Source organism: Actinophytocola sp. (genome assembly GCF_050699935.1).
In the GTDB taxonomy this organism is placed as follows: Bacteria; Actinomycetota; Actinomycetes; order Mycobacteriales; family Pseudonocardiaceae; genus Actinophytocola.
In genome coordinates, this window is record NZ_JBOHGB010000031.1 from 45,029 (window position 1) to 57,125 (window position 12,097).

11 protein-coding genes and 1 pseudogene are annotated in these 12,097 nt (G+C 68.8%); 10 read left to right on the forward strand and 2 right to left on the reverse strand.

Features of this window, described 5'->3' with window-relative positions; translation table 11 throughout:
* The 10 genes and pseudogenes from ACRDTB_RS13455 to ACRDTB_RS13500 form a co-directional block, all read left to right on the forward strand.
* Positions 1–1,719: an amino acid adenylation domain-containing protein gene (locus ACRDTB_RS13455; protein WP_431430514.1), complete on the forward strand. Its 1,719-nt coding sequence runs from the start codon at positions 1–3 to the stop codon at positions 1,717–1,719.
* Positions 1,716–2,960, forward strand: coding sequence for a cytochrome P450 (locus ACRDTB_RS13460; protein WP_431430515.1), 1,245 nt, complete (start codon positions 1,716–1,718; stop codon positions 2,958–2,960). Before ACRDTB_RS13455 ends, ACRDTB_RS13460 begins: the two co-directional genes overlap by 4 nt.
* Entirely contained in the window at positions 2,950–4,503 is a 1,554-nt protein-coding gene (locus tag ACRDTB_RS13465) for a condensation domain-containing protein (RefSeq protein WP_431430516.1), read from the forward strand. The genes ACRDTB_RS13460 and ACRDTB_RS13465 overlap by 11 nt, the downstream gene beginning before the upstream one ends.
* Positions 4,496–5,731, forward strand: coding sequence for an ATP-grasp domain-containing protein (locus ACRDTB_RS13470; protein WP_431430517.1), 1,236 nt, complete (start codon positions 4,496–4,498; stop codon positions 5,729–5,731). Before ACRDTB_RS13465 ends, ACRDTB_RS13470 begins: the two co-directional genes overlap by 8 nt.
* Positions 5,728–6,102, forward strand: coding sequence for a nuclear transport factor 2 family protein (locus tag ACRDTB_RS13475; protein ID WP_431430518.1), 375 nt, complete (start codon positions 5,728–5,730; stop codon positions 6,100–6,102). The genes ACRDTB_RS13470 and ACRDTB_RS13475 overlap by 4 nt, the downstream gene beginning before the upstream one ends.
* 997 nt (positions 6,103–7,099) lie before the next feature.
* Positions 7,100–7,747: an ABC transporter permease gene (locus ACRDTB_RS13480; RefSeq protein WP_431430519.1), complete on the forward strand. Its 648-nt coding sequence runs from the start codon at positions 7,100–7,102 to the stop codon at positions 7,745–7,747.
* Entirely contained in the window at positions 7,740–8,738 is a 999-nt protein-coding gene (locus ACRDTB_RS13485) for an ABC transporter ATP-binding protein (protein WP_431430521.1), read from the forward strand. Before ACRDTB_RS13480 ends, ACRDTB_RS13485 begins: the two co-directional genes overlap by 8 nt.
* Positions 8,735–9,511 (forward strand): ABC transporter permease, encoded by a 777-nt coding sequence (locus ACRDTB_RS13490; RefSeq protein ID WP_431430522.1) that lies wholly within the window; start codon positions 8,735–8,737, stop codon positions 9,509–9,511. The genes ACRDTB_RS13485 and ACRDTB_RS13490 overlap by 4 nt, the downstream gene beginning before the upstream one ends.
* A gap of 58 nt (positions 9,512–9,569) precedes the next feature.
* Entirely contained in the window at positions 9,570–10,532 is a 963-nt protein-coding gene (locus tag ACRDTB_RS13495) for a glycine betaine ABC transporter substrate-binding protein (protein WP_431430524.1), read from the forward strand.
* 341 nt (positions 10,533–10,873) lie between these two features.
* Positions 10,874–11,002, forward strand: a pseudogene (locus tag ACRDTB_RS13500) (hypothetical protein); the annotation flags it as partial.
* Here ACRDTB_RS13500 and ACRDTB_RS13505 read toward each other — a convergent pair.
* Together ACRDTB_RS13505 and ACRDTB_RS13510 are read right to left on the reverse strand one after the other, a co-directional pair.
* Positions 10,996–11,853 carry a thioesterase II family protein gene (locus ACRDTB_RS13505; protein WP_431430526.1) on the reverse strand — a complete coding sequence of 286 codons (858 nt, stop codon included), beginning with the start codon at positions 11,851–11,853 and terminating at the stop codon, positions 10,996–10,998. The pseudogene ACRDTB_RS13500 and the gene ACRDTB_RS13505 sit on opposite strands and share 7 nt — an antisense overlap.
* 40 nt (positions 11,854–11,893) lie before the next feature.
* Positions 11,894–12,097: phosphopantetheine-binding protein (locus ACRDTB_RS13510; RefSeq protein WP_431430527.1), on the reverse strand; the 204-nt coding region annotated here is incomplete at its 5' end.

Here is a 12,097-nt window from a genome sequence, read left to right on the forward strand (position 1 = left end):
ATGTTCCGTAGGCGGGCGGTTCTGCATCCCGACCGGGCCGCGATCCGCGGCTGGGACGCCGAACTCAGCTACGGCGCGCTACTCGAGCGGTCGGACCGCCTGGCCACCCGGCTGTGGGAGGCGGGTGTACGACCGGGGACCGTGGTCGGCGTGCACCACCGGCGTTCCGCCGCGACCGTGGTGGCGCTGCTGGGGATTCTCCGAGTCGGCGCCGCCTACCTCGCCCTCGACCACCGTGATCCGACCGCGCGGCGGCAGGCGATTCTGCGTGATGCCGGTGTGCGGACCGTGGTGAGCGTGGGCGATGCGGCCACCGACCTCCAGGCTGGCACGGTGGTTCGCCTCGACGAGGACGTGACCGGGACCGCCACGCCGCTACCAGTGCGGGTCCGCGGTGAACACGTTGCCTATGTCGCCTACACGTCCGGCTCCACCGGGCCACCGAAAGGCGTATGCGTCCCGCACCGTGCGGTGACCCGGCTGGTCGTGGACAACGAGGCGTTGCCGATCGGGGAACAGGACGTGTTCCTGCACTACGCCCCCGTCGCCTTTGACGCATCCACCTTGGAGATCTGGGGTCCGCTGCTCAACGGTGGCCACCTCGTCGTGCCGCCGGACGACCTCACGCCCGCGCGGCTGTGCTCGACCGTTGCCGGTGAGCGGGTCACCGTGCTGTGGCTGACATCCGGTTTGTTCCACCAGGTCGCGGCCGGTGATCTGGCCGGCCTGAACGGTGTGCGGCTGCTGCTGGCCGGCGGCGACGTGCTGTCCGTGGAACACGTCAACCGGGTGGTGGCGGCCGTTCCCGACACGACCGTCACCAACGGGTACGGGCCGACCGAGAACACCACGTTCACCTGCTGCCACCCGGTGTCCGACCCGGTCACCGGGGACAGCGTGCCGATCGGCCGCCCGGTCGGAGGGACCTCCGTCCACGTGCTCGACTCGCGACTCAACCCCGTCGCGCCGGGAGAGACCGGGGAGCTCTACTGCGGCGGACAGGGCGTCGCGCACGGCTACCTCGGCGCCGCCGGGCTCACCGCGGCGCGTTTCGTGCCAGATCCGTTCGCCGGGCGGCCGGGGGAGCGGATGTACCGCACGGGGGACCTGGTTCGGGAGCTGCCGGACGGTGTGCTGGAATTCGTCGGACGCATCGACGACCAGGTCAAGATCCGCGGTTTCCGGGTCGAGATCACCGAGGTGGAGGCGGCGATCGCCGCACTTCCGGAAGTCCGGGCCGCTGCGGTGGTCGCCCAGCGAGACCCTTCCGGAAACCGCCGGCTGGCCGCATTCGTGGTGACCCAGCTGTCTGTGATGGACATTCGCAAGTTCCTCGCCGACGTCCTGCCCGAGTACGCGATACCGGCGATCGTGTCCACGGTGGGCCAACTTCCCTTGAACACCAACGGCAAGGTCGACCGGGCCGCGTTGGCGGCGCAGATCCCGACCGATCGGCCCGAACTGAGCACCACGTACCGTGCCCCGGAGACTCCACTGGAGACGGTCGTCGTGCAGGTGTGGACCGACCTGCTCGGAATGGACGGCATCGGCGCCGACGACGATTTCTTCGAGCTGGGCGGCCACTCCCTGCTCGGAGTCCGCATCCTGACTGAGTTGTGCGCCAGCACCGGCGTGGAACTGACCCCACTGGCGTTCTACCTCGATCCGACTCCGGCCGGGCTTGCCCGGACCCTAGCCGAGTCCGGAGCGCGGTCATGAGGATCAGCGCCTCGACCGCGGCACCCGGCCTGAACCCCTGCGACGTCGACCTGTTCTCGCCCGAGTTCTACGCAACCGGCGATCCGCATCCGGTGTGGGCGGTCATGCGCGCCTCCGCGCCGTTGCACCGCCAGGAGTTGCCGGACGGCCGAAGCTTCCTGTCCATTACGCGCTATCACGACGCCTGCCGGGTGCTGGGCGACGCCGCCGACTTCACCTCCGAACGCGGCAGCCTGCTGCATCAGCTCGGCCAGGGCGATGCGGCGGCCGGGCAGATGCTGGTCTCCACCGACCCACCCCGGCACAGCGAACTGCGGCGTCCGCTGAATCGCCCGATGAGCGCGAAATCCGCCGCGGCACTCGAGGACACCGCGCGTCGGGCGGTGGCCACGGTGCTGGCGCCGGCCATGGACGGGGAGGTCTGGGAGGTCGCCGGCCTGGCCGACCACCTGCCGGTCGCGCTCGCGGGTGCGCTGCTGGGACTGCCCGAGCGGGACTGGCCGGACCTGGCGCGCTGGACTGCCATGGCCGCCGCTCCGGACGAGCCATCCTGGCGAATCCGGAGCGGGTCACAGACCCTCGCCATCGCCCACCACAGCCTGTTCGACTATTTCGCCCGCCAGCTGCGCCGGCGGCGGGACAGCGCTGCCGACGACCTCATCAGCCACCTGATGACCATGTCGGCTGGCGCTGAGCGGCTCAGCGACGACGAGGTGATCTACAACTGCTACAGCCTGCTGCTCGGGGCCAATGCCACGACACCGCACGCGGTGGCGGGAACGATCCTGGCGCTCATCGAGCACCCCGATCAGTGGCGGCTCGCCCCCGATGCGGTGGGCACCCTGGTGGAGGAGGGCCTGCGCTGGACATCGCCGGCGAGCAGCTTCCTGCGGCACGCGGTGACCGATGTCGAGTTGAGCGGCGGTGTGGTGCGCCGCGGCGAGGCGGTCGCGGTCTGGATCGGCGCGGCCAACCGGGACGAGCGGGTCTTCCCCGAGCCCTACCGGTTCGACATCACCCGCGCCAACAACCGGCACATCGCGTTCGGTTTCGGCCCGCACTACTGCCTCGGCGCCTCGGTGGCCCGGATGACCCTGCGGGTGTTCTTCGACGAACTGATCCGGCGCTTCGACACCATCGAGCTGGCCGGCCCGGTCGAGCACCTGGCCTCCGCTTTCATCGCCGGGTACATCCGGCTACCGGTCCGCACGCGCACGAAGGGGAAACGCCGTGACCGCTGATCTCGAAGCGACCCTGCTCGGCATCCTGCGGACGCAGCTCGACGACGACGCGGTAGGCCCGGACGACGACTTCTACGCCAGTGGCGGCGACTCGATCATCGCGCTCCGGGTGGTCGCCGCGGCCACCCGGCAAGGCGTCCCGGTCGAGTTGATCGATCTGCTCTACTACCCGACGGTGAACGAGTTGGCGGCCGAACTGGCGCACCGCTTGCCCGGGCCGGCGACCGTCTCCGCTGCCGAGCCGTTCGCCTTGCTCGACACGTTCGACCGGGCGCTCGTGCCGGTTGGGGTTGCCGACGCCTGGCCGGCGTCCGCGCTCCAGGTCGGCCTCATCTATCTGTGCGAGCAGTCCGGCGATCCGGCCCTTTACCATGACCTGATCGGGGTGGAGGTGGTCGGACGGTTCGACGAGGACCGCTTCGGTGCGGCACTGACCGAGCTGTGCCGACGGCATCCGGCATTGCGATCCTGCTTCGACCTCGGGACCTTCGCCGAACCGGTCCAGCTGGTGTGGCCGAGCACGCCCGTGCCGCTGACCGTCGTGGCAGGCACCGAAACTGATCCGGCCACCTGGCGCGCCGCCGAACTGTCCCGCGCGATCGACTGGCACGCCGCGCCACTGTTTCGCTGTCACGTGGCCGTACTCGACGGCTCGTTCCACGTGATGCTGGCCATCCACCACGCCGTCATCGACGGCTGGAGCTTCGCCACCGCCGTCACCGAACTGCTGACCATCTACGACGGACTCGTCGAGCAACGGCCGCCCGTACTGCCCGCCGAGCCACCCGGCGGCCACCAGATGTTCGTCCAGGCCGAGCGCTCGGCCGCCGCCTCCGCGGACGCGGCGCGGTTCTGGCGTGCCGAGGCCGACGCACCGGTCATGCTGCTGGACCGCAAGCGCTTCGGGGGCGCGGCCAACCCGGCCGAGATGTTGTCCTTTCCCATCGATCCGGTGGTGTTCGGCAGGCTCCGCACGGCGGCCAACCGCATCGGAGTACCGCTGAAGAGCCTCGCCCTGGGCTGCCACGCCTGGGCGCTCGGCCGGTTGACCGAGCGCGAGCAGGGCGTGGTGACGGGTCTGACCGTGAACGGCCGGCCCGAGATCGACGACGCGGACCGGATGATCGGCTTGTACCTGAACAACGTCCCGCTCCGGCTGGACTCCGTTGCCGGCGACTGCCTGGCAGTGGCCAGGGAGGCGATGCGAGCCGAGCAGCGCATCATGCCGTTTCGTCGCTACCCGCTCAACCACATCGAGGCCATGCTCGGTCGCCCGGCGTTCGACGTGCTGTTCAACTTCACGCACTTCCACCCGTATCGCGACCTCGACCGGTTGGACGCCATGAAGGTCGCGTCCTGGTGGAGCTACGACAAGGCCAGCCTGCCGTTGACCGTCGACTTCATGATCGAGTCGCGCCGCTTCGGTACCGCGGTGGCAGCCTCCTACGACCCTGACCTGCTGCCCTCCGATCGGGTGCGGCGGTTTCTCCGGCTTTACCAGGACGCGCTGCACGTGGCGGCGGAGTTCGGCACTGATGAATGACACGTTGCTCGTGCTCTACGACCACGGCGCCGCCTCACCCGGTGACATCGCGCTGGGACTGCGTGAGCTCGGTTCGGTGGTGTTCGCGGTGCCCGACTCCGACCATGTCCGGGAGCTGAGGCCGATCCTGGCCAGGCTCGGCGAGGTCATCTCGCTCGACGACGCGTCCACCAGGCAGGTGTCGGCCGTTCTGACCTTCAGCGAACCCTTGTTGCCGGCCGCGGCCGAGCTGGCCGGCGCACTCGGACTGCCCTTCCACTCGCCGGCCACCACCCGGATGCTTACCGACAAGGTCGCCCAGCGCGACCGGCTGCGCGCCCGACGAGTGGACCACACCCGGAGCGCCGCCATCGTCTCGCTCGACCAGTGGCCGGCGGTTCGGGACCACGTCCGCCTGCCCGCAGTGGTGAAGCCGCTCCGCGGAATCGGCAGTCGGGACACCTATCTCGTGCCCGACGACGAGACCGCGCTCGACGTGCTCCCGGCCGTTCTGGGTGCGGCCCCGGTGGTGGTCGAGGAGTTCCTGCGGGGCAAGGACTGTGCTCCGTTCGGGGACTATGTCTCAGTGGAGAGCGTGTGCTTTCCGCAGGGCGTGCGGCATCTCGCCATCACCGGCAAGTTCCCCTTGGTGTCGCCGTTTCGTGAGTGTGGCCGATTTTGGCCGACCACACTGTCTGATGAGGACAGTTCGGCCGTCCTGGCACTCACCACCGGTGCGCTGCGAGCCCTGGAGGTCCGCACCGGCCTGACGCACACCGAGATCAAGCTGACCGATCAGGGTCCAAGGGTGATCGAGGTGAACGGCCGCCTCGGCGGCCACACCAACCTGCTCGCCAAGCAGTCCTGCGGGGTGGACCTGATCACCCTGGCCGGCCGTCTGGCCCTGGGCGCGACGTCGACCGACCCGTTGCCGTCCATCGACGGCGTCCACTTCCAGGTCAGTACGCCCGCGCCCGTCGAGCCCTTCCGACTGAACGCGGTGCACGGCGCGGCCGACGTTCGCCGGGTGAACGGTGTGACCGGGTACCGGTCCTATCACCGGCCGGGGAACTGGTTCGCCGGAAGCGTGCAGACCCGCTACCTCGATCTGTTGTGGGGTAATGCCGCAGACCATCACACGATGATCGCGACGGTCGACGAGGCCATGGCGAAACTGTCGTTCGACTTCGAGTTCGCCGGAGGACTCCGACGGATGTCCGCGACCACACTGCGAGGGAGGAACGCATGACGACCACCGAGCTCAACCAAGTAGCCGAACAACGCGCCCGCGAGTACTACCGGAAAGTTGATCTCGCGGATCTCGACGCCGTTGTCGAGCTGTTCAGTTCCGCCGTTACCTATCAGCGGCCCGGTTATCCGACCATTCACGGCCACGGCGAGCTGCTGCAGTTCTACCGGGACACTCGGATCATTGACGACGGTGAACACACGGTCGACACCGTTGTCGTCGACTACCCGAGAGTGGCGGTGAATGGCCGGTTCGAGGGCAGACTCCGCTCCGGTGAGCTGGTGTCACTCCGGTTCGCCGACTTCTTCGAAGTAGGCTCGGACGGTCGGTTCACCCGGCGGGACACCTTCTTCTTCGCCCCCCTCGTGTAGATCAGCAGGGACTGCCCACGCTGGCCGGTTTCGGTGCGCTCTGTGTGCGCGGCGGCTGTGGTAGGTCGTCAGCCACCCGCGACGTTTTCGCCGACGCGGCGATCGAGGCCATGGCCGCTGACAGCGAGTTCACACCGGTTGCGCGGCGGCTGAGCTGCCTGCGTGGTGTCTCGCCGTTGACCGGGTTCGCCCTGGCGGTCGAGGTCGGTGACTGGCACCGGTTCACCGGCAAGGCCGTCGGCTCGTTCGTAGGCTGCTCGGCACCACCGCGCCCGCCACGTGGCCGGCAAGACCCTGCGCGACCGACGGGAGCTCACGCCGCCAGCCGCACGAGCCCGCGGCGACGCCGGCAACCGACGGCTGCACAACCGCTGGATCAACTTCAACCTCCGCCGCAGACGCCACGTGATCGCCGACGTCGCCGTTACCCGCGAACTGGCCGGCTGGCGCTGGTCCCTGGGTCGTCATGCAGCAGTAACAGCCCCCACGACCTGGCTTTCGTCGACCACCACACCGGGGTAGCAGCGCGTGGAGCGACCCGCGACACAGCTATGAGCAGCACTATCCACCACAGGTTCCAAAATGGACAGTGTGCGATCCTGGACAAGCGGCCCGCTCCTGCCGAGCATCCCGTCCTGAGGTACCCGACCCGCGCATATCAGCCTGACCGCGCGTCGCCAACGACACGCTCACCCCATGCCTCATCAACGAAGCCACGAGGCGCCCGCCTCGAGCAACCAGGGGCGGGCACCTCACGGCCGGCGATCTCGTCGTTCGCCGGCCGGGCGACCGGCGGTTTGAGGAGCAGGCAACGTTCGCCCTGTAGGTCGTGACGCGCGACGAACGGAGCAGTGAACTCCTTGAACTCCGCGCCTTCCGGCCAGATCGGCTTCGCCCGTGTCGAAGGTCGCTGTCGGCAGTTCGACCTGACGACGGACCCGTTCGGCCTGGCTCGCTGCTAGTGTTCGATCACCTGCGTGACGGTGAGGAGGCGGTGGTGACCTTTGCGGAGTACGTGCGCGAGAACTGGATCACGATCGTCAACGACACGATCCTGCACGTCGATGTGACACTGGCCGCGGTGGCGATCGCCGTGGTCATCGGCGTGGGGCTCGGTATGCTCACCTACCGGCGCTCGACGCTCGCGGCTCTGGCCACGACGACCACCGGCGCCTTCCTGACCATCCCGTCGGTCGCGCTGCTCGGCGTGCTCATCGCACCGTTCGGTCTTGGCGTGCTACCGGTGCTCGTGGCGCTGGTGGTCTACGCGTTGCTGCCGATCACGCGGAACACGATCGTGGGCCTGCAGGAGGTGGACCCGGCCGTGGTGGAGGCGGGGCGCGGCATGGGCCTGAGTAGGACCCGGGTGCTCTGGGACCTTCGGCTCCCGCTGGCCTGGCCGGTGATCTTCGCCGGGGTTCGGGTGTCCACGCAGATCATCATCGGGATCGCGGCCATCGGCGCTTGGGTGAAAGGCCCCGGACTGGGCAACCAGATCTTCAACGGGCTCGGCCGGTTCGGCGGCGCCAACTCACTCAACCAGGTGCTCACCGGCACATTCGGCATCGTCGTGCTCGCTCTCCTGTTCGACCTGGCACTGGCCGGCGTCGCCAGATTCACGACCTCACGGGGGCTACGTGCCTGAATCCACCGGCCGCCCTGGCGAGACCATCGAGCTCACCGACGTCACGAAGCTCTATCCCGGTCAGGCAGAGCCCGCCGTCGAGGCGGTGTCGATAGTCATTCCCGCCGGCGAAGTCGTCGTCCTGGTCGGTCCGTCGGGCTGCGGCAAGACCACGACGATGAAGATGATCAACCGGCTGATCGAGCCGACCTCGGGCACGATCACGATCGGCGGCACTGACGTGCTCACGCTCGATCCCGACCAGCACCGGCGCGACATCGGCTACGTCATCCAGCAGATCGGCCTGTTCCCGCACAAGCGGATCGAGGACAACATCGGTCTGATGCCCAAGGTGCTCGGCTGGAGCAGGTCCCGGATCCGGGCCAGGGTCGCCGAGTTGCTGGAACTGGTCGGCCTTCCCACGGACTACGCACGGCGCTACCCCCGCGAGCTGTCCGGCGGTCAGCAGCAGCGGGTCGGTGTCGCCAGGGCGCTCGCGGCCGATCCGTCCGTGATGCTGATGGACGAGCCGTTCGGCGCCACCGACCCGATCACCAGGGACCACCTGCAGAACGAATTCCTGCGGCTCCAGCGTGAGGTCCGCAAGACCATCGTGTTCGTCACCCATGACTTCGACGAGGCGCTCAAGATGGGTGACCGGATCGCCGTACTCCGGCCGCGGTCGGTGATTGCCCAATACGACACGCCGGAGGCGATCCTGGCTGCCCCTGCCGACGACTACGTCGCCAGCTTCATCGGCGCCGGGGGACAGCTGAAGAAGCTGGCGCTGCTGCGGCTGCGCGACGTCGAGCTGGCCCCGGCACCGCGAGCCGAGGGACTGCCGCGAATCGCGGTCGAGGCAACGGCGCGCGACGCGCTCGACCTGATGCTCGGCGAGGGCAGCGACGTCGTACTGGTCACCGACGACTTCGGAGACGACGCCAAGGTGCTCGGGTCGCTGCACCTGCAGACGGTGATGGGTACGGCCGTGGGGAAAGCCGAAAACCCATGACGGCACCGGTCAAGGCTGCGCGCCCGGCCAGGGCCGCACGCGGAACGGGACGGCCACGCCGGGCAGGCCTGCTGGCGCGACCCGTGCTGATCGCGGCCGGCCTGCTGGTGTTGTGGTTGTGGACGCGGGGACAGCGCCTCGACTCGATCGAAGCGCGCAACGTCAACGGCGAGGTGATCGGGTCCCAGGTGCTCGAGCACATCGAGTTGACGTTGATCTGTACAGCGCTCACGATCGCCATCGCGATTCCGCTCGGTATCGCTGTCTCGCTCTCGCGCAGCCGGGCCGGGCGGCTGGTGGTGATAAGCCTGGGAAACCTCGGCCAGGCCATCCCGTCCGTCGGTCTGATCGTCCTGCTCGCTCTCGTGATCAGCATCGGCGTCGGCACCGCGGTGATAGCTCTGGTCGCCTACGCTGTGCTGCCGGTACTCCGCAACACCATGGTCGGCATCGAGGGCGTCGACCCGGTGCTGACCGAGGCAGCTCGCGGGATGGGGCTGTCGCGGCTCGCGGTGCTGTTCACGGTGGAACTGCCGCTCGCCGTGCCGGTCATCCTCGCCGGCGTCCGCACCGCCCTGGTACTGACCGTCGCGAGCGCACCCCTGGCCGCCCTCATCGACGGCGGCGGGCTCGGGGAGGGCCTGTTCACCGGCCTCACCTTGAACCGGCCGGTCATCAGCGTCACCTTCGGGGTGCTGGTGGCCGCGCTCGCCCTGTTCACCGACTGGCTCGGCCTGCTGGCCGAGATGTTCTTGCGACCCAAGGGAATCTGACCCGCGACTGTGTCTGATGATCGTTCCGCAAGCTCCACGAACCCGAGGAGGAACTCCCATGCGCGGCTTTTCCGTCGTCGCCGTCGTCGCCAGCCTTGCGGTGCTGGCCGCCGGCTGCACGCTGGAGGACGAATCCACCAAAGCCGAGACCGGAGCCGGTTCCATCGAGAAGATCGATGAGCTCGGCGGGGTCACGATCACCGTCGGGTCGAAGGAGTTCGACGAGCAGCTGGTGCTCGGCCAGATCGCGATCCTCGCTCTGCAGGCCGCCGGTGCCGATCCGGTTGACAAGACGAACATCACCGGGACGGACGCGGTCCGTCGGTCGCTCACCAGTGGTCAGATCGACCTGTACTGGGAGTACACGGGCACGGCCTGGGTCTCCTTCCTGAAGCAGACCGAACGGGTGACCGACCCGGAGCAGCTGTTCGACAAGGTCAAGACGCTCGACGCCGAGAACGACGTCATCTGGTGGGCGCGCGCTCCAGGCAACGACACCTACGCCATCGCCGCCAACCGCGAGGCCGCCGAGGAACATGGCATCGAGACGATCTCGGACTACGCGGAGCTGGCGAACTCCAACCCGGAGGCGGCATCGACATGCATGGGCCCGGAGTTCAACAGCCGTGACGACGGGCTCCCCGGCTTGAGTGCGATGTATGGCTTCACGCTGCCCAAAGCGCAGCGGCATGAGGTCAACGACGCCGTCGTCTACACCGAGGTCGGCTCGGGAAAGACCTGTGACTTCGGCTCCGTGGCGTCGACCGACGGCCGGATCCCCGCGCAGGACCTGGTAGTGCTGAAGGACGACAAGTCGTTCTTCCCGATCTACAACCCGGCGATCACGATCCGCTCCGAACTCGCGACGAAGTACCCCGACCTCGAAGATGTCTTCACCCCGATCGCCGACGCACTCGACGACAAGACGCTGCTCGCCCTGAACGAACGAGTCAGTGTCGAGGGCGCCGCACCGGACAAGGTCGCGGCAGACTGGCTGCGGGACAAGGGCTTCATCGGCTGAGATCGTGGATCACGGGGTTCAAACCCCGTCGGCTCCACCGAGACCGTCTTCGACGCTCACGCCCGGCCGAACCGAGAAGTAGACGAGCCGGGAGCCGGACATGCATCTCGCGGCCGGCGGGCTGCCGGTGTCCGCGGACGACCTGGCCGATCGCTTGCTACGCCTGTCGGATCGCCGCGTACGGCGACGGGATCGACCGCGCGCCGACCGCCTTGACCCGGCGGCAGGAAGTGGCGCAACGGCTCAGCGCGGCGATTCCCCGCGTCAATCGCGCGGGCCGGCGGCCGCATTGATCGGCTCACTGGTCGCGTTCGAGGCGATGCGGTACCTGACCGCCGATCATCTTCGTTGGCTCCGAGGCGGTCGACCTCGCACCACCACGCACCCGCCTCGGCGATCGAGTCCTACGCCGCCGCCCGCTCGGCAGGACCGGTGCCCCGCAGGACGTGGCCGCCGCGGCCGCCTACCTCGCCTCACCCGGCGGGCGGTTCGTCACCGGCGAACGACTCGCCGTCAACGGCGGCCACACGCCAGGCCCACCAGCCGCGGTCCCGATGTTGGACGTCACGCTATCCCCCCGCAGCGCGCCAAGCTGCTGGACCAGCACGTCGGTCAGCGGGGCGAGCTGGTGGTTGAGGTAGAAGTGGTCGCCGGGGAAGACGTGCAGGTCGAACGATCCTGTGGTCTGGGTGGCCCACGACGCGGCGTCGTCGATCGAGACGCGGTTGTCGGAGTCGCCGGTCAGGGCGACCACCGGGCAGGCGACCATGCTCTTCGGGTCGTGGTGGTAGGTCTCGATCGCGCGGTAGTCGGCGCGCAGGGCGAGCAGGAACAACGGGCGCATGTCCTCGTTCTCCAGCAGCCGGTCCTCCGTGCCGTTCAGCTCCGCGATCTCGGCCACCAGGTCGTCGTCGCTGGCGCGGTGGTCGGGCTCGGGTTGCGGCCTCCCCGGCGCGCGGCGGCCGGACGCGAACAGCACCACCGGTACCACCCCGTCCGCCTCGAGCCGCTTCGCCACCTCGAACGCCAGCAGCGTCCCCATGCTGTGCCCGAACAACGCGACCGGACGGTCCAACTCGGGCCGCACCGCTGCCACCACCTGGTCGGTCAGGTCGGCGAAGTTCTCCACGCACGGCTCGTTGGCGCGGTTCTGCCGGCCCGGGTACTGCACGGCCAGCACCTCGACGTCCGGCCACAGGCGCAGTGCCATCGGTCGGTAGTAGCTCGCCGCGCCGCCCGCGTGGGGCAGACACACCAGCTGCGTGCGCGCGTCCGGCGCCGACCGGAATCGGCGGATCCACCTGTTCTGGTCGTCTGCCATGGCTCCTCGCTCCAAGGTCTCGGGTGACGCGATCGGTGCGTCACGTCGTCGTGTCCAGTTGGGACTCGATCCTGGCCGCCAGGTCGGCGATCGACGCCGTGGCGAACATGTCCCTGATCGTCAGCGACACGCGGTAGCGCTCGCTGAGCCTGCTCATGGCCTTGATCGCCAGCAGCGAGTCGCCGCCGAGGTCGAAGAAGTTCTCGCCGAGGTCCGGCTGGCCGATGCCGAGCAACTCGCCCAG